23 protein-coding genes and 1 tRNA gene are annotated in these 23,145 nt (G+C 71.6%); 20 read left to right on the forward strand and 4 right to left on the reverse strand.

From position 1 onward, the window contains the following. The first annotated feature begins 4 nt into the window (after positions 1-4). The 8 genes from tmk to ACFQU3_RS09530 all read left to right on the forward strand — a co-directional run bounded on the left by tmk (position 5) and on the right by ACFQU3_RS09530 (position 8,629). Positions 5-664 carry a dTMP kinase gene (gene tmk / locus ACFQU3_RS09495; protein WP_385909513.1) on the forward strand — a complete coding sequence of 220 codons (660 nt, stop codon included), beginning with the start codon at positions 5-7 and terminating at the stop codon, positions 662-664. Beyond that, positions 661-1,821, forward strand: coding sequence for a DNA polymerase III subunit delta' (locus tag ACFQU3_RS09500; protein ID WP_385909033.1), 1,161 nt, complete (start codon positions 661-663; stop codon positions 1,819-1,821). Before tmk ends, ACFQU3_RS09500 begins: the two co-directional genes overlap by 4 nt. Before the next feature lie 130 nt (positions 1,822-1,951). Continuing rightward, complete coding sequence (locus tag ACFQU3_RS09505) at positions 1,952-3,508, forward strand: alpha/beta hydrolase (RefSeq protein ID WP_385909035.1); 1,557 nt, start codon at positions 1,952-1,954, stop codon at positions 3,506-3,508. Further along, positions 3,502-5,235 (forward strand): alpha/beta hydrolase, encoded by a 1,734-nt coding sequence (locus ACFQU3_RS09510; RefSeq protein ID WP_385909037.1) that lies wholly within the window; start codon positions 3,502-3,504, stop codon positions 5,233-5,235. The genes ACFQU3_RS09505 and ACFQU3_RS09510 overlap by 7 nt, the downstream gene beginning before the upstream one ends. After that, on the forward strand, positions 5,166-6,899 hold the full coding sequence (locus ACFQU3_RS09515; RefSeq protein WP_385909039.1) for an alpha/beta hydrolase: 1,734 nt from the start codon (positions 5,166-5,168) through the stop codon (positions 6,897-6,899). The genes ACFQU3_RS09510 and ACFQU3_RS09515 overlap by 70 nt, the downstream gene beginning before the upstream one ends. 126 nt (positions 6,900-7,025) lie before the next feature. Continuing rightward, positions 7,026-7,099, forward strand: a tRNA-Thr gene (locus ACFQU3_RS09520). Positions 7,100-7,175: 76 nt separating this feature from the next. Continuing rightward, the gene (locus ACFQU3_RS09525; RefSeq protein WP_385909041.1) at positions 7,176-7,559 is read left to right on the forward strand and encodes an ArsR/SmtB family transcription factor; all 384 of its coding nucleotides are present in this window, start codon (positions 7,176-7,178) and stop codon (positions 7,557-7,559) included. Continuing rightward, on the forward strand, positions 7,556-8,629 hold the full coding sequence (locus ACFQU3_RS09530) for a cation diffusion facilitator family transporter (protein WP_385909043.1): 1,074 nt from the start codon (positions 7,556-7,558) through the stop codon (positions 8,627-8,629). The genes ACFQU3_RS09525 and ACFQU3_RS09530 overlap by 4 nt, the downstream gene beginning before the upstream one ends. On the opposite strand, the gene ACFQU3_RS09535 is transcribed toward ACFQU3_RS09530, so the two are convergent. Continuing rightward, positions 8,630-9,202, reverse strand: a complete 573-nt coding sequence (locus tag ACFQU3_RS09535) for a class I SAM-dependent methyltransferase (protein WP_385909045.1) — start codon at positions 9,200-9,202, stop codon at positions 8,630-8,632. A gap of 157 nt (positions 9,203-9,359) precedes the next feature. On the opposite strand from ACFQU3_RS09535, the gene ACFQU3_RS09540 reads away from it, so the two are divergent. From ACFQU3_RS09540 to ACFQU3_RS09565, 6 genes are all read left to right on the forward strand, one after another. Beyond that, the gene (locus tag ACFQU3_RS09540) at positions 9,360-9,584 is read left to right on the forward strand and encodes a hypothetical protein (RefSeq protein ID WP_385909047.1); all 225 of its coding nucleotides are present in this window, start codon (positions 9,360-9,362) and stop codon (positions 9,582-9,584) included. Between the two features lie 15 nt (positions 9,585-9,599). Continuing rightward, positions 9,600-11,339: a fumarate reductase (quinol) flavoprotein subunit gene (gene frdA / locus ACFQU3_RS09545; protein WP_385909049.1), complete on the forward strand. Its 1,740-nt coding sequence runs from the start codon at positions 9,600-9,602 to the stop codon at positions 11,337-11,339. Positions 11,340-11,342: 3 nt separating this feature from the next. Continuing rightward, positions 11,343-12,086, forward strand: a complete 744-nt coding sequence (locus ACFQU3_RS09550) for a succinate dehydrogenase/fumarate reductase iron-sulfur subunit (protein WP_385909051.1) — start codon at positions 11,343-11,345, stop codon at positions 12,084-12,086. Continuing rightward, positions 12,083-12,490, forward strand: coding sequence for a hypothetical protein (locus ACFQU3_RS09555; RefSeq protein ID WP_385909053.1), 408 nt, complete (start codon positions 12,083-12,085; stop codon positions 12,488-12,490). Before ACFQU3_RS09550 ends, ACFQU3_RS09555 begins: the two co-directional genes overlap by 4 nt. A 15-nt stretch (positions 12,491-12,505) precedes the next feature. After that, positions 12,506-12,859, forward strand: coding sequence for a fumarate reductase subunit D (locus ACFQU3_RS09560; protein WP_385909055.1), 354 nt, complete (start codon positions 12,506-12,508; stop codon positions 12,857-12,859). Between the two features lie 557 nt (positions 12,860-13,416). Next, the gene (locus tag ACFQU3_RS09565; protein WP_385909057.1) at positions 13,417-13,860 is read left to right on the forward strand and encodes a GNAT family N-acetyltransferase; all 444 of its coding nucleotides are present in this window, start codon (positions 13,417-13,419) and stop codon (positions 13,858-13,860) included. A 68-nt stretch (positions 13,861-13,928) separates the two neighbouring features. Here the strand turns inward: ACFQU3_RS09565 and ACFQU3_RS09570 are convergent, their stop codons facing one another. Beyond that, positions 13,929-15,167: an MFS transporter gene (locus ACFQU3_RS09570; protein WP_385909059.1), complete on the reverse strand. Its 1,239-nt coding sequence runs from the start codon at positions 15,165-15,167 to the stop codon at positions 13,929-13,931. A gap of 253 nt (positions 15,168-15,420) precedes the next feature. Here ACFQU3_RS09570 and ACFQU3_RS09575 point away from each other — a divergent pair, with 253 nt between their 5' ends. From ACFQU3_RS09575 to ACFQU3_RS09585, 3 genes are all read left to right on the forward strand, one after another. Next, entirely contained in the window at positions 15,421-16,860 is a 1,440-nt protein-coding gene (locus ACFQU3_RS09575; RefSeq protein WP_385909061.1) for an NAD-dependent malic enzyme, read from the forward strand. A gap of 16 nt (positions 16,861-16,876) precedes the next feature. Beyond that, on the forward strand, positions 16,877-18,208 hold the full coding sequence (locus ACFQU3_RS09580; protein ID WP_385909063.1) for a nitrate/nitrite transporter: 1,332 nt from the start codon (positions 16,877-16,879) through the stop codon (positions 18,206-18,208). Positions 18,209-18,341: 133 nt separating this feature from the next. Then, positions 18,342-18,704, forward strand: a complete 363-nt coding sequence (locus ACFQU3_RS09585) for a hypothetical protein (protein WP_385909065.1) — start codon at positions 18,342-18,344, stop codon at positions 18,702-18,704. A 141-nt stretch (positions 18,705-18,845) separates the two neighbouring features. Here the strand turns inward: ACFQU3_RS09585 and ACFQU3_RS09590 are convergent, their stop codons facing one another. Next, positions 18,846-19,511, reverse strand: a complete 666-nt coding sequence (locus ACFQU3_RS09590; RefSeq protein ID WP_385909067.1) for a TetR/AcrR family transcriptional regulator — start codon at positions 19,509-19,511, stop codon at positions 18,846-18,848. A 113-nt stretch (positions 19,512-19,624) separates the two neighbouring features. Here ACFQU3_RS09590 and ACFQU3_RS09595 point away from each other — a divergent pair, with 113 nt between their 5' ends. Both ACFQU3_RS09595 and ACFQU3_RS09600 read left to right on the forward strand, forming a co-directional pair. Beyond that, positions 19,625-19,816, forward strand: coding sequence for a hypothetical protein (locus ACFQU3_RS09595; RefSeq protein WP_385909069.1), 192 nt, complete (start codon positions 19,625-19,627; stop codon positions 19,814-19,816). Between the two features lie 7 nt (positions 19,817-19,823). Further along, positions 19,824-21,347 (forward strand): MFS transporter, encoded by a 1,524-nt coding sequence (locus tag ACFQU3_RS09600; RefSeq protein ID WP_385909071.1) that lies wholly within the window; start codon positions 19,824-19,826, stop codon positions 21,345-21,347. Between the two features lie 83 nt (positions 21,348-21,430). Here ACFQU3_RS09600 and ACFQU3_RS09605 read toward each other — a convergent pair whose 3' ends face one another. Further along, positions 21,431-22,096, reverse strand: a complete 666-nt coding sequence (locus tag ACFQU3_RS09605) for a LysE family translocator (protein WP_385909073.1) — start codon at positions 22,094-22,096, stop codon at positions 21,431-21,433. Between the two features lie 71 nt (positions 22,097-22,167). On the opposite strand from ACFQU3_RS09605, the gene ACFQU3_RS09610 reads away from it, so the two are divergent. Further along, entirely contained in the window at positions 22,168-23,127 is a 960-nt protein-coding gene (locus tag ACFQU3_RS09610; RefSeq protein ID WP_385909075.1) for a LysR family transcriptional regulator, read from the forward strand. Positions 23,128-23,145: the final 18 nt, after the last annotated feature.

Genomic DNA, 23,145 nt, shown 5'->3' on the forward strand with positions numbered 1-23,145 from the left:
GGCCGTGACGGAGAACCTCGCGGCCGCGACCCCCCGAGTCGACACCGCCCCCGGGCTCTTCGTCTGTTTCGAGGGCGGTGACGGTGCGGGCAAGTCGACCCAGGTTCGCCTGCTCACCGACGCGCTCGAGCAGCGCGGGCGCGAGGTGCTCGTGACCCGCCAGCCCGGCGGCACCCCCCTCGGCGCACAGATCCGCGAGCTCGTGCTGCACGGTGACCACGTCTCGGCGCGGGCCGAGGCCCTGCTCTTCGCGGCCGACAAGGCCCACCACGTCGACCAGCTCATCCGTCCGGCCCTCGCCGAGGGCAAGGTGGTCATCACCGACCGCTACGTCGACAGCGCGATCACCTACCAGGGCGCCGGCCGGGAGCTCGGCCCGAGCGAGATCACGGACCTGCAGCACTGGGCCGTCGGGGGTCTGCTGCCCGACCTGACGATCCTTCTCGACGTCACGCCCGAGGTGGGTCGCCAGCGTCGCGGCGACGTCCACGACCGGCTCGAGTCCGAGGCCGACGCCTTCCACGCTGCCGTGCGACGCGGCTACCTCGAGCTCGCCGCGCAGGACCCCGAGCGTTACCTCGTGCTCGACGCGAGCAGGTCCGTCGAGCACCTCCATGCCGCCGTCGTCGACGGCGTCGACCGCGTGACGGCGGCTCGGGCATGACCGTCTGGGACGACCTCGTCGGTCAGGAGCCCACCATCGAGACGCTGTCGCGCGCGGTGCGTGACGAGTCCGCCATGACCCACGCCTGGCTCTTCACCGGACCGCCCGGCTCCGGCCGGTCGACAGCGGCCCGCGCGTTCGCCGCCGCCCTGCAGTGCCCCGACGGCGGGTGCGGCGAGTGCCGCGAGTGCCGCACGGCCCTCGACGGCAGCCACGCCGACGTCAAGGTCGTGGCCACGGAGGGGCTGTCGATCAAGGTCGCCGAGGCCCGGGCTCTGGTGCAGGAGGCGGCGCTGCGCCCGTCGGTGGGCCGCTGGCGCATCATCATCATCGAGGACGCCGACCGCCTCACCGCCTACACCGACGCCCCGGCCGACGCCCTGCTCAAGGCGCTCGAGGAGCCGACGCCGCGCACCGTCTGGATGCTGTGTGCGCCCAGCCTCGAGGACGTCATCGTCACCATCCGCTCGCGCTCGCGGCACGTGCGTCTGCGCACGCCGCCGGTCGAGGCCGTCGCCGAGCTGCTCCAGCGCCGCGACGGGGTCGACCCCGCCATGGCCTTGTATGCCGCCCGCGCCGCGCAGTCCCACGTCGGTCTGGCCCGCCGCCTGGCTCGCGACGAGCAGGCCCGGATCCGCCGCCGCGACGTCATCGCCATGGCGACGAAGATCCTCGGCGTCGGTGACGCGATCGGCGCGGCCGCCGACCTGGCCCAGATCGCCGACGAGGAGTCGAGCGCGTCCGGTGCCGAGCGCGACGCCGCCGAGCGCGGCCGGCTGATGGAGACGCTCGGTGCCGACCCCGCGGCCCGCACCCAGCCGCCTCACATCCGCTCGCAGCTGGCGGCGCTCGAGCGCGAGCAGAAGACGCGGGCCACCCGCTACGCCCGCGACGTCGTCGACCGGGCACTCGTGGACCTCACGTCGGTCTACCGCGACGCCCTCGTCCTGCGGTTGCGCTCCGACGTCGACCTCGTCAACCCCGACGCCGTCGACAAGGTGCGCGCTCTCGCCGGCGTCTTCGGTCCCGAGCAGCTGCTGGCCGCCATGGACGCCATCAACGAGGCGCGTGAGCGCATCAACGCCAACGTGCCACCGCTGCTGGCCCTCGAGGCGATGGCGCTGCAGCTGCGGGTGCCGCGCGACCTCGGCATCTGAGGCCTCGCGCCTCCGCCGGCTCCGGACGTCGACGCACGAGTCCGGATCAGCATCCGGGTCCGGCCTCGATGCGGTCACGACCCGGACTCGGGCGCGGTCCCATACAGGTCGACCAGTTACGGTTTCGGGCATGACGACACGCCCTGCCGCCATCGCCCGTGCCCTCACCGCCACCGTGGCGACGACGGCTCTGGTGCTGGCCACGGCGGCGTGCACGACGTCCGAGCCACCGGTCGCGCCGGCCACGAAGACGGGGCTTCCGGCCGTGACGGCTGCTCCGACCCAGGCTCTCACGCCCTACTACACGCAGAAGCTCGAGTGGAAGAAGTGCGGCAGCCTCGAGTGTGCCGGCCTGCGCGTCCCTCTCGACCACGCCGCTCCCGATCCGTCCAAAGACCTCACGATCAAGGTCGCGCGGGTCAAGGCGCGCGACCAGTCCAAGCGTCTCGGCTCGCTCCTCGTCAACCCCGGCGGGCCCGGTGCGTCCGGCATCGACTACGTCCGCGGAGGTGCCCAGACCATCGGCGGCCCCGAGGTGCGCCGCTACTACGACCTCGTCGGCTTCGACCCCCGCGGTGTCGCGAGCTCCGACCCGATCGACTGCCTCGACGACCGGGCTCTCGACCGGTTCCTGTCGACCGACCCGACACCTGACGACGCGACCGAGGAGCAGGCCCTGCTGACCCAGGCGAAGGCGATGGCCGCCGGTTGCCAGGCCGACGCGCCGGACCTCGTCAAGCACGTCTCGACCGCCGACGCCGCCCGCGACATGGACATCCTTCGGGCCGCGCTCGGCGACTCCCAGCTCAACTACCTCGGCAAGTCCTACGGCACGTTCCTCGGGTCCACCTACGCCGACCTGTTCCCGCAGCGCGTCGGGCGGGTCGTCCTTGACGGGGTCGTGCCGCCCGACCTCACGAGCGCCGAGCTCGGAGCAGGTCAGGCCCGCGGCTTCCAGATCGCGACGCAGGCCTACCTCGAGGACTGCGTCACCGAGTCGACGTGTCCGCTCGGCAGCACGCCGGAGGAGGCGCGCAAGGGGCTCGAGGAGTTCTTCGCGCAGGTCGACCGCAACCCCCTCCCAACGGGCGACCCGAGCGCGCCGCGGCTGACCGAGGGCTGGGCCCGCCTCGGCGTCGCCGTCGCACTCTACGACCAGGGGGCCTGGGGGTTCCTCACCGACGCCCTCAAGGAGGCGCAGTCGGGCAGCGGTCAGACGCTCATGGCCCTCGCCGACTCCTACGCCAACCGTCGTCCGGGAGGCGGCTACGACGGCAACCTCATGGAGTCGATCTTCGCCGTCAACTGCCTCGACCGACCCGACAGCCCCGACCTGCCGGCATACGAGACGTACGCCAAGGACTTCGCGGCCAAGGCGCCGACGTGGGGAGCCACCCTCGCGTGGGGCGCCCTGCCGTGCGGCGTGTGGCCGGTGAAGTCGGCGGTCGGCCCGCACACCGTCAAGGCGGCCGGCAGCGACCCCATCGTCGTCGTCGGCACGACCCGCGACCCCGCGACGATCTACGAGTGGTCGGTGCGCCTGCGCGACCAGCTCGACAACGCGGTCCTCGTGTCCTTCGACGGCGACGGTCACACGGCGTACGGTCGGAGCAACACGTGCGTCGACAGCGCCATCGACGCGTACTACGTGCAGGGCCGGGTGCCCAAGGACGGCCTCAAGTGCTGAACGACCCCCCACGACCCGAGGACCTGCCGGACGCCCCGACAGGGTATGCCGCCCTGCCGGCGGACTACCCCCGGCCGACCGTGGGCGCGCAGCCGCCCCAACCGGGCGCGTACGCCACCCCGCCACGCTCGCCGCTGCGCACGGTGCTCGCCTCGGTCGCCGTCGCCGCGGTCGTGTTCGCGGTCGTCCTCGCGGCGTGGCGCATCGGCAGCCCGCCCCCGGTCGCCCAGCCCCAGGTGCCCCTGACGGCACCGGGCGCGAGCGGGTCGCAGTCGCCGGGGTCGACGCCGAGCCGCACCGTGACGAAGGACTACCCGGCCGAGCTGGCCACCTTCTACACGCAGACGATCGACTGGTCACCGTGCCCCGACAACGCCAGGCACCAGTGCGGGGAGATGGAGGTGCCGGTCGACTACGCGAAGCCCTCAGGTGACCGTTTCACCCTGGCGCTGCGCAAGGCCCCGGCCACCAACCCCTCGAAGCGCCTCGGCTCCCTCGTCATCAACCCGGGCGGTCCCGGCGGCTCCGGGGTGCAGTACGCGCAGTACGCGTCGTTCGCCTTCTCGCCGGCCGTGCGGGCCTCCTACGACATCGTCGGCTTCGACCCTCGGGGCATCGGCGGGTCCAGCCCGGTCGCGTGTCTCACCAACTCGGACATGGACCTGCTCTTCAGCGCCGACCCGACGCCGGACTCCGCGGCCGAGCGCTCGAAGCTGCTCGCTGACGTCGACGGCGTGACGAAGCGCTGCGCCGAGCGCGGCGGAGACCGGGCCCGGCACATGGGCACGAGCGAGGTGGCCCGCGACATGGATGTCCTGCGCGTGCTCGTCGGCGACGAGAAGCTCAACTATTTCGGCGGCTCCTACGGCACGTTCCTCGGCGCGGTCTACGCCGACCTGTTCCCGGCGAAGGCCGGCCGGATGGTCCTGGACTCGGCCATGTCGCCGAACCAGACCGAGGGACAGGAGATGGCCTACGACATCCAGGGCTTCGAGTCCTCGATCGACGCCTTCATCGACTGGTGCGTCGCGCGCCGCGACTGCGCACTCGGCAGGGACAAGGCCGGAGCCCGGCAGAAGATCGTCGACCTGCTCGACGACGTCGAGCGCCACGGCCTCACGACGAACAAGCCCGGTCTGACCCGCATCGGGGAGGGCTGGGTCGGCTTCTCGATCTTCATGTGCCTCTACTCCGACAGGTCGTGGCCCACGCTCAACAAGGGACTGGCCCAGGCGCTCACGGGCAGGGGCGACATCCTGCTCGCCAAGGGCATGTCGGTGGTCGAGCGCAGCATCAGCGGCGCCTACTCGCCCGGCACCTACCTGCAGGCGATGATCCCGGTGCGGTGCGCCGACTGGCCGCGCGCGTCCTCGGACCCGTCGCTCGGCGCCGCCCAGGCGAAGGCCAGACGCGACCACCCCCTGTGGGCGCGGATGACGGGCGAGCTCTACGACAACTGCCGCACCTGGCCCACGGGCGGGCGCACCCCGAAGGGCACGACGCTCGGCGTCGGCGCCGACCCCATCCTCGTCATCGGCAACGAACGCGACCCCGCGACACCCATCGGTGGCACGAAGCAGCTCGCGAAGGACCTCGCATCGGGCGTTCTTCTCACTTCCGACCACGACGGACACGGCACCTACTACGCTGGCAACTCGTGCGTGGACTCCGCCGTGGACGGGTACCTGCTCAGGGGGACGGCGCCGGCCGACGGCACGACCTGCTGAGCCGACTGCTCGCGCCCTTCCTCTCCGCCGCGGTCCTCGCGGCCCTCTTCGTGCTCGCGGTCGCGCCGTCCCACCGACCCGCCGAGCCGCCGCCGACCGCGTCCGGTGGCACCGCCACACCGGGTGCCGGGTCCTCGGGGCCCGCGAACGCCGACGGCGAGGACGCGGAGCGCGACCGGCCGGCGACGACGAAGATCTCCTTCACCGGACAGGTCGCCGAAGAGCCGGCCGAGCTCGCGGCGTTCTACGGCAGGGCCGTCTCGTGGCACTCGTGCGACGACGACGACCTCTTCGACTGTGGCGCCGTCACCGTGCCGGTGGACTACGCCGACCCGGCCGGTGGCACGACGTCGATCGCGCTGCGCCGGCTCGAGGCCTCAGTGCCGGCCGAGCGGATCGGCTCGCTCTTCATCAACCCCGGCGGTCCCGGCGGGTCCGGCGTGGACTTCGCCGACGAGGCCCCGTACTTCTTCGGGGATGCTGTCCGCGAGCGCTACGACGTCATCGGCTTCGACCCGCGGGGGATGGGGGAGTCCGACCCGGTCGAGTGCCTCAGCGACGCCGACCTCGATGCCGCGTATGCGGCGGACCCGACCCCCGACACGGCCGCAGAACGCGCCGCTCTCCGCCGCGCTCCCGCCGAGCGCAACCGCCGCTGCCTCGCCCGCGGCGGGCCGCTCGCGGCCCACATGGGGTCCGAGTCGGTCGCCCGCGACCTCGACATCCTGCGTTCGGCGGTCGGAGACGAGCGGCTCAACTACTACGGCGTCAGCTACGGCACGATGATCGGCGCCATCTACGCCGACTTCTTTACCTCGCGCGTCGGCCTCGTGGTCCTCGACTCCGCCGTCCTGCCCGATGCCCTCGACCAGGAGCAGCCCACGCAGCAGGCGGTCGACGCGGCGGCGCGCGGCTGGGCGTACGACTTCGACGACGTCGTCGACGACTTCGCCACCGACTGCGGGTCGAGCATCGCGTGCCCACTCGGCAAGGACGCCGAAGCTGTCGCGCGAACCCTCGTCGACTTCCTCGACCGGCTGGACCACAAGCCGCTCGAGACCGGCTACAACAGCCTGCCGCTGCTCACCGAGGGCTGGGTGAGCACGGCGATCCGTCTGGGCCTGGGCGAGCCGGACTCGTGGCCCGATCTCGTCGACGCGCTGGACCTCGCGATCAACGAGGACGATGCCGAGGACCTCGCGTGGTTCGCCATGGTGGTCACCGACCGCGACGAGGACGGGACCTATCCCGCCACGACGTTCGGGCGCTCGCACCTGCTCGTGGCCTGTGCTGACTGGCCGCCGAGCCCGTGGGACACCGTCGTACCGAGCCGCGACGTGCTCGACAACCACCCGCTCTGGGCGCGCGTCGAGCCACCTCTGCCCGCCGCCTGCGACGGGTGGACGGGCTCCCTGCGCCAGACCGTGCTCGTCGGTGCGGATGTCCCGACACCCGTGCTCGTCATCGGCAACGAGGACGACCTGACCACCCCGATCGAGGACACCGCGGCGCTCTCCGCCGAGATCGTGCGCTCTCGGCTCGTCACCGTCTCGACCGACGGCCATGGGGCCTACGGCACCGGCAACGATTGCGCCGACGAGGTCGTCGAGGACTACCTTGCCCGGTTCCTCGCACCTGAGGACGAGTACACGTGCGGCTCCTGACCGACTGCCGACGCCAGCGCCGATGGCTCTTCTGACGCCACTCCAGCGGGCGATTTTCCTCCGGCAAGGGTCCTGCGTATACTCAACCTCCGTGCTCGGTCGCGCTCGTCGCGCCGGTCACGACCAGCCGCTTTAGCTCAGTCGGCCAGAGCGATTCACTCGTAATGAATAGGTCATCGGTTCGATTCCGATAAGCGGCTCCGCGCAACACGGTCAGGCCCCCTTCTCACCAGAGGCGGGGGCCTTTCTGTTGCCCGCCAGGGCTACTATCTGCGTATGAACGCAGGTGCGCAGGATCGCCAGGTGCCCGATGAGCAGGTCGAGCTCGCCGTGGAGATCTTCCGGATGCTCGCCGACGGGACGCGCATCCGACTGCTCTGGGCCCTGCGCGAGTCCGAGCTGTCGGTGAACGAGCTCGCCGAGGCAGTCGGCAAGCCGCCCCCCGCGGTCTCCCAGCACCTTGCCAAGCTGCGGATGGCCCGCATGGTGCGCACCCGCCGTGACCGCAACCAGGTGTTCTACCGGGTCGAGAACGACCACATCGCCAGCTTGGTGCGCGATGCCATCGAGAACGCAGAACACGCCTCCGACGGCATCCCCCCACACCACCGCTCGACAGTCTCGGCCGTCACCGCGATCAGCAAGGACCGGACCCGATGAGCACCCGCGACGACCACCAGCACGGCCACGGCAACCACGACCACGGGCACCGCGCACCCCACGGCCACGAGCACAGGGTGGGGCTGTGGGCGAGCCTGACCCACGCGTTCACGCCGCACTCGCACGACTCGGCCGACTCCATCGACGCCGCCCTGGAGTCCAGCACCCGCGGCATCCGAGCAGTGAAGATCAGCCTCGTACTGCTGGGCGTCACGGCGGTCGCCCAGCTGGTCATCGTGTACTTCTCAGGCTCCGTCGCTCTCTTGGCCGACACCATCCACAACTTCTCGGACGCCCTGACGGCCATACCGCTGTGGATCGCGTTCGTGCTGGGTCGCCGCGCCGCCACCAAGCGCTACACCTACGGGTACGGGCGGGCCGAAGACCTCGCCGGGCTGTTCGTCATCGCGATGATCGCGCTGTCGGCGCTGCTGGCCGGATGGCAAGCCGTCGACCGTCTGCTCAACCCGGCCCCCGTCGAGAACGTCGGCTGGGTCGCACTGGCCGGCCTTCTGGGCTTCCTGGGCAACGAGGCCGTCGCGGTGTTCCGCATCCGCGAGGGCCGCGCGATCGGATCGGCCGCCCTGGTCGCCGACGGGCACCACGCGCGCACCGACGGCTTCACCTCCCTGGCGGTGCTCGTCGGCGCCGCCGGCGTCGCAGTCGGCTGGGCGTGGGCTGATGCGGTCATCGGCCTGGTCATCACGGTGGCCATCGTCATGGTGCTGCGCACCGCGGCCCGTGACGTGTTCCGCCGTCTCATGGACGGCATCGACCCTGAGCTCGTCCGAGCCGGCGAGATGACCCTGGCCAGCGTCCCTGGTGTCACTGCCGTCCGCGGGCTGCGGATGCGCTGGATCGGTCACGAGATCCACGCCGAGGCCGAGCTCGACATCGACGCCGCCACCACACTGCGCGACGCGCACGCACTCGCGCACCTGGCCGAGACGGAGCTCGTCCGCACGACGGCGAAGCTCGCAGCCGCGGTGGTGCATGCCTACCCCGCCCACCCGCACGAAGCCCGGAGGAGCCTCACCGCACATCACGTCCACGGTCATGCACCTCACTGACTAGCAGCGGCCGACGACCAGGTACCGCTCGTCCGCAATCTGCCTGCCCCAGTACATCGAGTCGGAAAGGTGCACCACGTCGACCTCGGTGCAGGCCGTTCGGACGATCGACTCGGTGGCCTCGGCGGAAAGCCCCGCTCCGGTGGCCCACCGCCCTTCGACCAGAACCGCGATCCCACCGGGTCTGAGCAGCTCCGCCCACCGAGCGAAGGCCTCCGCCGGTTCCGGCATCGCCCACAGCACATGCCTGCTCAGCACCACGTCGTAGGACTGCGGCTCGATTGCGGGACGGGCCGCGTCGCCGACGACGAAGCGTGCCTCGGGCACCTTTGCCCGCGCGCGGGAGATCATCTCCGGCGAGATGTCCATGCCGTCGACCGCGTGACCCTCGTCGACAAGTAGGCGCGTGAGCGTGCCTGTGCCGCAACCAAGGTCGACGATCCGAGCCGGTGGATGCGGGAGCACGCCGACGAGCAGCTCGCGCCACGCCGCTCGAACCAGTGGGTCGGCCAGACCATGGTCCGGGTCGTGGTCGAACGTGGCTGCCTCGCGGTCCCAGTCTTCTCGACGCATGCCCTCAACGTATCCGGCGAGCGCGAGGCTCCCTTCGCTGCGCGGCCGGCCGAGGACGCCGCCAGGGCGTTCACCGAGGCCAGGGGAGCGTACGAGCCCTTCCCATCCTGCGATGTCGGGAGCATTCTGGAGACAGGTGCGCGAAGGGCGGTGCGCGGTGGCGGCGAGAACGAGCTTCTCCGGTGAGACGGCCCCGTGCGGCTCCGTCGTCGACGGCACGCGTTTCCACGACGACGACGACGAAGGGATGCGTGTCGAGCACATCCACTACGGGTGCGGCTGCCTCGACTACCGCGACGATTTCCACGACGGCAGCACCCGTCACCGAGTGACCCACCACAGCGGCAAGGTCCTGCTCGACGAAGAGCTTCGCGGCGAGTGAGGCGGCGGACCCGACATGCGCGCCGACCACGACATCCTCGTCATCGGAGGCGGTGCCGCGGGCCTGCGGGCCGCCATCGCCATCGCCGAGATCAATCCTGAGCTTCGGGTCGCCGTCGTCTCGAAGGTCTACCCGATGCGCAGCCACACGGTCTCCGCCGAAGGTGGCGCCGCGGGGGCGGTCGCGAGCGATGACAGCCTCGACGAGCACGCCTACGACACGGTCTCGGGCAGCGACTGGCTGTGCGACCAGGACGCGGTGGAGGCCTTCGTGCAGGAGGCGCCCCGTGAGCTGCTGCAGCTCGAGCACTGGGGCTGCCCGTGGAGCCGGCAGCCGGACGGCCACATCGCGGTGCGCGCGTTCGGCGGCATGAAGAAGAAGCGGACATGGTTCGCCGCCGACAAGACCGGCTTCCACATGCTGCACACGCTGTTCCAGACGTCGCTGAAGTACTCCGAGGTGGACCGGTACGACGAGTGGTTCGTCACGCAGCTGCTCGTCGACGACCACCGGGTGCAGGGTGTCGTCGCCCTCGAGCTGGCCACGGGCCGGATCGCCGCGATCACGGCCAAGGCGGTCATCCTCGCGGGCGGTGGCTGCGGGCGCGTCTTCCCGTTCACCACGAACGCGAACATCAACACGGGGGACGGCATGGCCCTCGCGTGGCGTGCCGGGGTGCCGCTCAAGGACATGGAGTTCGTGCAGTACCACCCGACGGGTCTGCCGTTCACCGGCATCCTCATCACCGAGGCCGCCCGCGCGGAGGGCGGCTGGCTGCTCAACAAGGACGGCTACCGCTACCTGCAGGACTACGACCTCGGCACGCCCACCGCCGAGCCGGTGCTGCGCAGCATGGAGCTCGGCCCACGCGACCGCCTCTCGCAGGCGTTCGTGCACGAGGAGGAGAAGGGCCGGACCCTCGACTCGCCCTACGGTCCGGTCGTGCACCTCGACCTGCGGCACCTGGGCGAGAAGCTGATCGACACGAAGCTGCCCTTCGTGCGCGAGCTCTGCCTCAAGTACGAGAACATCGACCCCGTCCGCGAGCTCGTGCCGGTGCGCCCTGTGGTGCATTACATGATGGGCGGGGTCCACACGGACATCGACGGTGCGACGCCGTTGGCCGGCCTGTACGCCGCGGGCGAGGTGGCCTGTGTGAGCATCAACGGGGCCAACCGCCTGGGCTCCAACTCCCTCCCCGAGTGCCTGGTCTTCGGGGCGCGCGCGGGCCGCGCAGCCGCCCTGTACGCCGCGGGAGCACCCGACCCCGGAGCGTCCGTGGCGGCTCAGGCCCGCGACGAGGAGCGTCGCCTCACGAGTGGGCTCAGGGACCGCGCGGACGGCCGCGAGTCGATCGCCGGTCTCCGGACGGCGATGCAGCAGGCGATGGAGGACAGCGCCGGGATCTTCCGCACCGAGGACTCGCTCATCGAGGGTGTGACCACGTTGCGCGAGCTGCAGGAGCGTTCCGAGTCGATGGCCGTCGACGACCACAGCCGCGCGTTCAACACCCAGGTCGTCGCGGCCCTGGAGCTGTCGAACATGCTCGACGTGGCCGAGGCGATCATCGCCGCCGCCCTGAGGCGCGAGGAGTCCCGGGGTGCGCACCAGCGCCTGGACTTCCCGGCCCGCGACGACGAGAGCTACCTCGCCCACTCACTGGTCCACCGTGGCGAGGCGGGCGCGCACAAGGTCGAGTACCTGCCGGTGACCCTCACCCGATGGCCACCCGGAGAACGGGTCTATGGGAGGTGAGCGATGGCTGACACGATCACGCTCGAGGTGGCGCGGTACCGGCCGGACCGCGAGAGCGAGCCGACCGTCGAGGAGTTCGAGGTCCCGTTGCGGCGGGACTGGGCGGTGCTCGACGGGCTGAACCACGTGAAGGACTACCTCGACGGGAGCCTGTCCTACCGTTGGTCGTGCCGGATGGGCATCTGCGGCAGCTGCGGCATGACCGTCAACGGCGAGCCTCGGCTCACGTGCGCGACGTTCCTCGTGGACTACGCCCCCGGACCGGTCCGCGTCGAGCCGCTCGCCAACTTCCCGGTCATCCGCGACCTCGTCGTCGACATCGGCGACTTCATGCGCAAGCTCCCGCAGGTCAGCCCGTGGATCGTGCGTGGGCAGGAGAAGCCGGTCGAGGAGGGCGAGTACCTGCAGACGCCCGAGCAGCTCGCGGACTACTCGCAGTTCAGCATGTGCATCAACTGCATGCTGTGCTACTCCGCCTGCCCCGTCTACGGGCTGGACCCGGAGTTCGTGGGTCCGGCCGCCATCGCCCTCGCGCAGCGCTACAACCTCGACTCGCGCGACGAGGGCGCCGACGTCCGGATGGACCTGCTCATCCACCCCGAGGGCATCTGGGGGTGCACGTTCGTCGGTGAGTGCACCCGCGCCTGCCCGAAGGGTGTCGACCCGGCGGGAGCCATCCAGCGGTACAAGCTCACCGCCGCCCTGCAGTCCCTGAGGTCGTTCGTCCTCCCGCGGGGGCCGCGATGAGCGAACCGACCCAGCAGACCCGGCCGGCCTACCGCCCCGAGATCAGCCGGCTGTGGTGGCTGCGCCGTCGCAGCTATGTGTTCTTCGTGCTGCGCGAGCTCAGCAGCATCTTCGTGGCGTGGTCGGTGGCCTTCCTGCTCCTGCTGGTCCGCGCGCTCGCGCAGGGAGGCGCCGAGTATGCAGCCTTCCTCGACTGGGCGGCGATCCCCTGGGTCGTGGTCATCAACGTCGTCACGCTGGCCTTCCTCCTGCTCCACTCCGTCACGTGGTTCAACCTCACCCCCGCCGCAACCGTCGTGAAGCTGCGTGGGCAGCGGGTGCCTCCGGTGGCGATCGCCGGAGGCGCCTATGCCGCGTGGGTCGTGGTCACCGCGCTGGTCGTCGTCCTGGTGGTGACCCGCTAGGTGGCCAGGCGGACGATGGAGCCGGTCCTGTGGCTGCTGTTCAGCGCGGGCGGCGTGATGTCGGCCCTGTTCCTCCCGGCGCTGGTCTTCCTCTTCGCCTTGGCGGTGCCGCTGGGCTGGATCGAGGAGCCCGGGCGTGACCGCCTGCTCGGCCTCCTCGGGCACCCGCTGACCGCCCTCGTCCTGCTCGGCGTCTGCGTGCTCTCGCTCCTGCACTGGGCGCAACGCTTCCGCTACACGCTCTTCGACGGGCTCAGGCTCAAGGCGCACGATCGTCTCATCAACGCGAGCGTGTACGCGCTGGCCCTTCTCGGGTCAGCGGCGGCGGCCGTGGTGCTGTGGCAGGCGGTCGCGGCCCGTAGCGGCTGACGACGGGCTGTCCGGGAATGACGAAGGAGCCCGCCTGCGCGCGCAGGCCGGGCTCCTTCGAGGCTGGTGCGGATGGGGGGGGTGCGTGCCAGCCGTGGGGGTGTTACAGATGTGACGTTAGTCAAGCTGTGCCCCGCTGTATGCGGTTTCGCGAAATTTGTGGCAATTGTTTTTCGGAGGCTCTGCGTGGCGCCCCCGAACGGCTCGCGCTCGCGCGGGTGAAGCCCTAGCCTCGGGAGATCAAACCGTCTCGCGCGACGGATGGCAAGCACCGACTCGAACCATCCCGCGCAGGCGCCGGTATGCAGGGCCCGAAGGGGACGCCAGCTGACCGATCGCGCGGTCGGTCCTCCTGCTGCCGCCGGACCCGTCACCGTCGCCGGGCCCGGCGGTCACGGCCCGTCCAGACGGCTCTGGCACAGTGTCCGCGTGACCTGTGCCGAGCAGCTCCTCGCGTATGCCGTCGCCGACCACCCGTATGTCATCGCGTCCTCGGACGGTGGGTCGCATTGAGCGAGTGGACAGTTCGTCGCGCGACCGCTGCCGACAGCCGGGCCGTGGTGGAACTGCGTGCCCTGATGTTCTCGGCGATGGGTGTGGCCGGCGTCGACGCCACCGATTGGCGCCGGGCGGCCGTCGAGTGGTTCGAGCGCGAGCTGGGCAGTCCGCGGGCGTGCGCCGTCGTCGCCGTGGACCCGGGCGGGCGGGTCGTCGCAGGCGCGATGGGTGGTCTGCGGTTCGAGACGCCGTCGCCCGTCAACCCGAACGGCGTCTGGGGAGTGCTCAACAACGTCGCCACGCAGCCGGAGGCTCGGCGCCGCGGCCTAGCCCGGGCGTGCGTCCTCGGGGTGCTCGACTGGTTCCGCGACGAGACGGACGCGAGCGTCGTCGAGCTCTTCGCGACGGGCGAGGGAGCCGGGCTCTACGAGGAGCTCGGTTTCAGGCCGACCGCCTGGCCCGCGATGCGCCTCCGCCTAGTCCCGTCGTCAGCCACCGACTGACCCCGCCCTTCGCCGACCACCCGACCGGCCTCGGCTCCGGTCGCGGGCCCTGACGCGGGTGGATGGTGTCACGGTGTCGGGACCTGCTCGGCCAACGGCTCGGTGCCGGCCCGGGTGAGGACGCGGCCGCACGCCCACGACATGAGCACCGCGGCGACGCCGGCGCCGACTGTGACGGCATACGCCGGGGTGTGGCCTCCCCAGTCGGCCAGCCGGCCGGCGAGGGCTGCGCCGACGGCGTAGCCGAGGCCTGTCGCGGCGGCGAGGACCGTCATGGCGGCGCCCGTGCGCGACGCCGGTGTGACCCGCTCCGCGAGCGTGAAGGTCGTGATCATGTAGGGCGCGATGGTGCAGCCGAGGACGAGCAGCACCGGCACGAGCGCGGCCAGCGACCCGACGAGCAGCAGGGGCGCCGACAGAGCGAGCAGGCCGGCGGCGAACCAGCGCAGCCGGGCCGGAAGCCGGAAGGACGCAGGCAGCGCAGCGACCGCGAGCCCGGCGATGACGCTGCCGACCCCCAGCAGCGCATGGAAGTAGCCGGTGAGGCCGGGGGAGCCGGCCGTGGTGGCGAGCACCGACGTGCCGGTCTGCACGGAGCCGAAGACGGTGCCGACCAGCAGCTGCGCGCCGCAGAGCACGACGAGCGCCGGCGTGAGCAGAGGGCCGACGGCGCCATGGGAACGGGCGGTGACCGCGTGCGTGACGGTGGCCGTCTCGTGGAGCGCGAACCACGTGCCGAAGACGCAGAGCGCGGTCGCGGCCAGGGCCAGGGCGACGGTGGGGCTCGCGACCGAGACCCCGAGTCCGACGAGCGCCGGACCGAGCACGAAGGAGGCCTCGTCGGCCGCCCCCTCGTAGGAGAAGGCGGCGTCGACGAGCCGGTGCTGACGCGAGCCCGAGCCGGCCGTGATCGGCCGCCAGCGCACCCGGGCGAGCGGACCGATCTGCGGCAGCAGCAGACCGGCGACCCCGCTCGCGACCGCGGCCACACCCCACGGGAGGTCGGCGCCGACGACCACGAGGATGCCGAGCAGGCCGGCCGCGCCAGCGAGGGACTGGAAGGCCACGACGCGTCGCTGCCCGAGGCGGTCCGCCCGCGCACCCCAGAAGGGTGCGCCGACGGCGTTCGCGACCGCTAGTGCGCCGGCGCAGAAGCCGCCGGCACCGTAGCTGCCGGTCGCGTCCGACACGAGCAGGAGGGCGCCGAGCTGGCTCATCGCGAGCGGCAGCCGGGCGAGGAAGGCGACCACGATGTAGGTGCGGCCGGTGAGGCCGAGGAGATGGCGGTACGAGTCGATCGGTGACACAGGGCGGCTCCGGTCCTGGTCGCGGGGTGCGCGACAGCGGGTGCGTGCCTACCCGCCCATCAGGTCACGCCGGATCCCTGTGCAGGTCCGAGTGTAGGGCGACCCCGGCTCGTCGAGCCGGTTGACCGCCCCGCGCGAGACGCGTTCTGTCAGGCGGGTTGCCGGGATGGCGGTCGGGTGGCTGTGCTGCTTGTTACTGATCGGTCCTCGGACCATGGCGGGGGTGCTTCTCGGATCGTGGGACGATGGCCCGGTGACTGAGTCGATCCAACGTGCCCGCGCAACCACAGCCTCCTACTCGATCACGGTGCGAATCCACGCCGGCACCGACCCAGCGGTCATCGGCGCGCTCGCGATGAAGGTGGCCGATGGTGGCGGCATCACCACGGCCCTCGACATCGTCGACTCGCACCCCGACCGCCTCGTCATCGACCTCACCTGCTCGGCCTCTGACGCCGACCACGCCGGCGAGATCGTCGACGCCATCGAGACGCTCGAGGGCGTGCGCGTGCACAAGGTCTCCGACCGAGTCTTCCTGCTCCACCTCGGCGGCAAGATCTCCGTCGAGAGCAAGGTCAACCTCCGCAACCGCCAGGACCTCGCGATGGCCTACACGCCGGGTGTCGGCCGCGTGAGCCAGGCGCTCTTCGAGCACCCTGAGGACGTGCCCCGGCTGACCATCAAGGGCAACTCGGTGGCCGTCGTCACCGACGGGTCCGCCGTTCTCGGCCTCGGCAACATCGGCCCGCAGGCGGCGCTGCCTGTCATGGAGGGCAAGGCCGCACTCTTCAAGCGGTTCGCCGACATCGACGCGTGGCCCATCTGCATCGACACGACCGACGTCGACGAGATCGTGCGCACCGTCGAGCTCATCGCCCCCGGCTTCGGCGGCATCAACCTCGAGGACATCGCGGCGCCGCGATGCTTCGAGATCGAGGCCAAGCTGCGCGAGCGCCTGTCGATCCCCGTCTTCCACGACGACCAGCACGGCACAGCCATCGTCGTGCTGGCGGCCCTCAAGAACGCGTTGCGGATCACCGACAAGAAGCTGCCCGACGCCAAGATCGTCGTCTCCGGCGGTGGTGCGGCCGGCTCGGCCATCGTCCAGCTGCTCATCGCGGCCGGCGCCACCGACGTCACCGTCTCCGACCGCATCGGCCTGCTCAACAAGGCCGACGACACCCTGACGCCCGCCTGGCGCTCGCTCGCCGAGAAGACCAACCCGCGCGGCCTCACCGGCACCCTGCGCGACGGCCTCCAGGGCGCCGACGTCTTCATCGGAGTCAGCGCACCGAACATCCTGCGCCCTGAGTGGATCGAGGAGATGGCCGACAAGCGCATCGTCTTCGCGCTCGCCAACCCCGACCCCGAGGTCGACATCTACGAGGCGACGCAGCGCGCCACGGTCGTCGCCTCCGGCCGCAGCGACTACCCGAACCAGATCAACAACGTCCTGGCGTTCCCCGGCGTCTTCCGTGGCCTGCTCGATGCGCGCGCGACCGACGTGACGACCGAGATGCTCATCAAGGCGGCCGACGCCATCGCGTCCGTCGTCACCGACGAGCAGCTCAACCCGAACTACATCATCCCGAGCGTCTTCCAGCCGGACATGAGCAAGACCGTCGCCAAGGCGATCGTGGACTGCGTGCCCAAGGCACCGGCGGCGAAGAACGTCGCGACCGGGGCGAGCTGAGGAGCCCGCTGACCGTATGACGAGCACGACCCCGCCCGGCCAACGCTTCGCCCTCGACGGACGTCGAGCCCGGGCGGTCTGGGTGGCGGCGATCGGCGTCTACGTCCTCGCCGTCTTCCACCGCACGTCGCTCGGCGTCGCCGGTCTGGAGGCGGCCGATCGGTTCGGCATCAGCAGCGCGCAGCTGTCGACCTTCACGATCGTCCAGCTCTTCGTCTACGCCGGCATGCAGCTGCCCGTCGGCGCGCTGCTCGACCGCTACGGCAGCAAGCGGCTGCTCGGCGTCGGCCTGACCCTCGTCACCGCGGCACAGTTCGGCTTCGCCTTCGTCGAGTCGTTCCCCGCCGCGCTCGTCTGCCGAGTGCTGCTCGGCATGGGCGACGCGATGGTGTTCATCTCGGTGCTGCGCCTCGTTGCCCTGTGGTTCTCGCCGCGGCGCACGCCGATGGTGACGCAGCTGACCGGGGTGGTCGGGCAGGTCGGCGCGCTGGCCGCCGCGGGCCCCCTCGCGGCCGCGCTCGACCGCTTCGGATGGACGCCGTCGTATGCCGTCGCCGCGTCCTTCGGCGTCGTCACCGGCGTCGCGCTCGTGCTCGTCGTGAGAGACAGCCCCTACGCCGACCACCACCGCGACGAGCTGCGGCTGCGAGCCATCGCCCGCACCCTGCGTGCCGCGTGGCTCGTGCCCGGCACGCGGCTCGGCCTGTGGACCCACTTCACGTCCCAGTTCGCGGCGAACATGTTCACGATGCTGTGGGGCTTCCCGTTCCTCGTCGCGGGGCAGGGGCTCTCGCCGGCCACGGCCAGCGTCATGCTCATGGTCATGGTCGTCACGACGGTCATCTCGAGCCCGGTCATCGGCACGCTGACGATGCGCTACCCGTTCTCGCGCAGCACGCTCGTGCTGTGGATCGTCGCCGCGGCCATCGTGGCCTGGACCGTCGTGCTGCTGTGGCCAGGTCGGGCGCCGTTGTGGCTGCTCGTCGCCCTCGTCGTGCTCATCGCGATCGGCGGTCCCGGCTCGATGATCGGCTTCGACCTCGCGCGCACCTTCAACCCGCCGACCCGCATCGGCAGCGCCTCGGGCATCGTCAACACCGGTGGCTTCATCGCGACGCTCACCGCGGTCGCGCTCGTCGGTGTCGTGCTCGACCGGGTCGCACCGGCCGGCCCGTCGACGTGGGACGTCGACGCCTTCCGGGCGGCGATGGCCGTGCAGTACCCGGTCTGGGCGCTCGGCCTCGTGCAGATGCTGCGCTACCGGCGCCGGGCACGCCGCGCGATGCTGGAGGCCGACCCAGAGGCGTATGCCGCGATGCAGGCCGGCAGGCCCGTCACCTTCCACTGACCGGCCCTCCCCGTCGAGAGGCCACCTTCCGCGGGGTGCCACCCGTCGAAAGGCCACCTTCCGCGGGGTCGTGACGGTCGAGAGGCCAGTGTCTGCTCCGGTTCCGGGTCTAGCCTTCTCCGGAGGAGGCGCTATGGCGACGTGGGCCGATGTGGACGAGCTGGCCGGACGGCTACCGGGCGCGGAGGCCGGGATCGCTCACGAGGGGTCGGCCGCCTGGTACGCCGGACGGCATACGTTCGCGCGGTTGAGGTTCGATGACGACGGTCGCGAGCTCGTGCAGGTGTGGACCGGCGAGATGGACACCGGTCAGGCGCTCGCCGACCGCAGCGAGACGTTCGTGCGGATCGACACCTTCCGCCACCGCGTCACGATGTGGGCACGCCTCGACCGTCTCGACCGGCGCGAGCTCGCGGAGCTGGTCCTCGACTCGTACGACATCCGCGGTGGCCGGCGACGTCGCGGCGACACCGGTCTCGCCGCACTGCTGAGCTGACCTGCCGAGCCCGGGGACCGTCGAGGGGCCAACGACTGTGCAGTCCCGGCGAGGCGTCGGCCCGGTGCAAAGTGCCCACTCGACCATCTGGGGGGTCGAGTGGGCACTTTGCACCCGTGGAGTCGCTGCGACGGCTTCGCGTCAGGCGCGGACGATCCCGTCGACGACGACCTCGAGCATCGGGCGCACGTCGAGGTCCGCGTGGCTCGTGTCGGCGACGCTCGCCACGCCGCTCACCAGGCGCATCACGTTGGCGGGGTCGACGCCGGGGCGCAGCTCGCCGCGGGCGTCGAGGTGCTCGATGACGCGCCGGTTGGCCTCGCCCATGACGCGGCACTTGCGGTACATCGGGGACGCGGGGTCGTCCATGGCGGCGCAGATCTTGCTCGCAGCGCCGCGGTGCAGGGTGATGTGGTCGATGAAGTGCTCGAACCAGCCGAGCAGCATCTCACGCGCAGGCTGCCCCGTCGCGATCGCGGCGTCGGCGTCGGCGGCCACCCGGTCGGTCCAGTCCTGCATGAGGGCGTCGACGAGCGCGGCGCGGGTGGGGAAGTGGCGGTAGAGCGTGCCCGGGCCGACGCCCGCGCGCTTGGCGATCTCGTCGAGGGAGCTGTCGGTGCCGCGCTCGGTGAAGACGATGCGGGCCGTCGCGAGGATCTTGTCGTAGTTGCGGCGGGCGTCGGCGCGCATCGGCCGCACCGGTTTCTCGCGAGTTTCCGACGGGTCTGCGGCTGCCGGATCCCCTTGGGCAGCAATGGATCCCGGCGACGGATCGAGCGTCACCTTGCCGATGTCGGCAGGCGTCACGAGAAACTCCCTTGCGAAAACGGAGGCTGTCTCCGTATTGTAGGTCAGGCAGAACCGGAGTGGTTCTCCGCTAATCCTAGCGCCGACCGTCGCCACAGAGGAGTCAGGCAGCCATGAACACCACGATCCAGCCCACGCGACAGGCCCTGCGCCTGCACCGTTCGCACCTCGCGACGACCCACCGCGCACCGCTCGTCAACCGCGCCTCGAGCGCCGGTCGCGGCCGCGCCACGGCCTTCACGCCGATGGCACGCGACCCGTTCACCCGCGAGACGTCCCACCCGTCCCAGACCTACGAATCCTGAGGCCCAGATGTCGACCAGCACCACCACGCCCACACCACCAGCCACCGCACCACCAGCCACCGCATCAGCCACCGGGCCCACCGCCGGGTCACCCGGCGCACCCACGCAGGACCGCGCTGCCCGACGCGCAGGCATCGGTGTCGGCATCGTCCTCGTGGCCCAGCTCATGCTCGTGCTGGACGCGACCGTCGTGAACGTCGCGCTCCCACACATCCAGACCGACCTCGGGTTCTCGCCCGCCGGGCTGTCGTGGGTCCTCAACGCATACACCCTCGCCTTCGGCGGCCTGCTGCTCCTCGGCGGCCGCCTCGGTGACGTCCTCGGACGGCTCCGGAGCTTCGAGATCGGTCTCGGCGTCTTCACCGTTGCGAGCCTGCTCGGTGGCCTCGCGACGTCACCGGGCTGGCTCGTCGCCGCCCGTACGCTCCAGGGCGTCGGCGCCGCGCTCGCCGCCCCCGGCGTGCTCGCCCTCGTCACGACCAGCGCACCCAACGAGGCAGCCCGCAACCGCGGTCTGGCTCTCTTCACCGCCGTGTCCTCGGCCGGCGCGTCCATCGGGCTGCTTCTCGGCGGCGTCCTCACCGACTTCGTCAGCTGGCACTGGACACTCTTCGTCAACGTGCCGATCGGTGCGGTCGTGCTCGTTCTGGCCCGCCGCTTCGTCGCCGAGACGCCCCGGGTGCGCGGTGGCTTCGACGTCGTCGGCGCCGTCACCGCGACGCTCGGGTCGGTCGCGATCGTCCACGGCTTCATCAGCGCCGCGGAGCGCGGCTGGTCCGCGCCCCTGACGCTCGCCTCGTTCGCGGCCGGGGCCCTGCTCCTCGCGGCGTTCGTACGCACCGAGAGCCGGGTCGCGTCGCCGCTCCTGCCGCTGGGTCTGGTCCGGGACCGGTCACGTGCCGGAGCGCTCGTCCTCATGGCGCTCGTCGTCGGCGCCCAGTTCTCGACGTTCTTCCTCGTCACGCAGTACCTGCAGCTCGTCCTCGGCTTCAGCCCCGTCGCAACGGGTGCCGCGTTCCTCCCGCTGAGCCTCGCGATCTTCGCGACCTCGCGGGTCAGCGCGCGCCTCGTCGCCAAGGTGGGCCCGCGGCCCCTCATGCTCGTCGGCACGCTCGGGCTCACTGCGAGCTTCGTGTGGCTGAGCGGCATCTCGACGACGAGCACGTATGCCGCGCATCTCCTCGGCGCGCTGGTGCTGAACGGCGTCTCGGCGGCGCTCGTCTTCATGCCGGTCACCGTCGTCGTGCTCGGCGGTGTCGAGCGGGCCCAGGCGGGCACGGTCTCGGGGCTGCTGCAGACAGCGCAGCAGCTCGGGGGCGCCGTTGGCCTCGCCGCCATCGTCAGCGTCTACGCCTCGCAGGCCGTGCCGGGCCAGTTCGTGCCGGGGGTCGAGCCGGCCTTCTTCACGTCGGCGACCTTCACGCTCGTCGCGCTCGGAGTGGCGGCGCTCGTGCTGCGACCGCGTCGCCGGCCCCGGCCTGAGGCCGAGGCGGTCGCCGTGGCCTCCGCAGACACGGCCGAGGTCGGCTGAGCCCGGGAGTCTTCTCCGTTCGATGTGTCAGCGCGGCCCAGAGCGCGCGCTGATACATCGAACCAGGGGTGGTGGGAGTGGGGTCAGGCCGCGGTCGCGACCGACACGCCCACCGCGACGAGGGCAACCGCGCTGACGCCCTCGGCGACCCGGCGGGCCCGCGGCCGCGTCAGCACACCACGTCCCCGATGTGCGAGCAGCACCCCGACGACGTTCCAGGCGCCGGCGACGAGGGTCCACAGGGTGCCCAGCGCGATGGTGGTCATCGCCGCGGCCGAGCCGGGTGCGACGAACTGTGGCAGCACGGACACGGCAGTCACGGGGCAGCGAGGGTTGGCCAGCGAGGTGACCGCCGCCGAGCGAAAGCTCGTGCGGCGCACGTCGGCCTCGTCCGGGCCAGCGGCTCCCCCGACCGTCGTGGCCACCGGGCATGCCTGTCGCGCAAGGGTTCTCGGCTGGCGAACGACGAGCAAGCCGGTCCGGAGCCCGCTCGCGACGAGGAGTCCCGCTCCCGCGACCTGGAGCCAGGCGAAGGCCTGAGGATGGTCCACCGCCACCGCGCCGAGGCCCAGCGCGACGGCGGCGGACCACGCGAGGATCCCGATGCTCGTGCCGCCGATGGCCGCGAACCCGCCCACGCGCCCATGGGCCACGGTCTCCCGGAGCACGACGAGGTTGTTGACGCCCGGCACGAGGACGAGGGTGACGGCGACGGGGAGGAAGGCGAGGAGGGCGGCTGCTGTGGTCACGCCGTCAAGTCTTCGCCTCCGGGGGACATCAGTGAAGTCACATCGGAATGCACCGGCATTAAGATCAGTGAATGCGGATCGAGCCCGAGCAGCTGCGCATGTTGGCCCTCGTCGCGGCCCATGGGTCGCTAGCCGGAGCCGCCGCAGAGCTGGGCCTGACGCCGGCGGCCGTGACGGGCCAGGTCGCCCGAGCCGAACGCCAGTGGGGCGTGCCGCTCGTCGTCCGCAGCTCCCGCGGCGCCCGGCTGACCGACGCGGGGGAGTCGCTCGCCGCCCACGGTCGCGAGATCGACGCGGTGTGCGAGCTGGCGGAGTCCGCGATGTCGGGCACGCTCACGCGCACGTCCCGCCGCCTGCGCATCGGCACGTTCATGTCAGCGGCGCTGCGTGTGCTCCCCGAGGCGGTCACCGCCCTGCGCCACCGCCACCCGGACAGCGACCTGTCGATCGTCGAGGGGACGAGCCCGGGTCTGCGCGAGCGGGTCGCCGCCGGTGAGGTCGACGTCGCGGTCGTCGGCACCTACGGCGAGGACCCGCCGCTGCCCTCCTGGCTCATCGCGACCCGCCTGTTCCGCGACCCGCTCGTGCTGTGCCTCCCGAGCGACCACCGGCTCGCCGCCACACCCCCGACCCGACGCATCCGGATGAGCCAGCTGCGCACCGACCGGTGGATCGCGATCCTCGCCGGCGAGGCCGCGAGGGCCCAGTTCGACGCAGCCGCGGCCTCGGCCGGCATCGAGCCGACGATCCAGTTCGAGACCCAGTCCTACGACGTCGCGCAGGCCCTCGTCGCGACGGGTCTCGGCGTCGCCGTCATCTCGCAGATGGCCGCGCGCGCCATGCCCGGCACGACCCACCGTGAGCTCGAGCGTCCGCGCCTGCACCGCCAGCTGTGGGCGGTGCATGCGCGCGACACCCGTCTGACGCCGCTCGTCGACGAGTTCGTCGAGCTCGTCGGGCAGGTCTGCGCCGAGCTCACCGACCGCTGGACCGAGGCCCCGCTGGGCGCTGTCATCGCCGCGCAGTCGTGACGGCGGGACAGCCCTTGC

Source organism: Terrabacter sp. GCM10028922, from assembly GCF_042666095.1.
Lineage (GTDB): Bacteria > Actinomycetota > Actinomycetes > Actinomycetales > Dermatophilaceae > Terrabacter.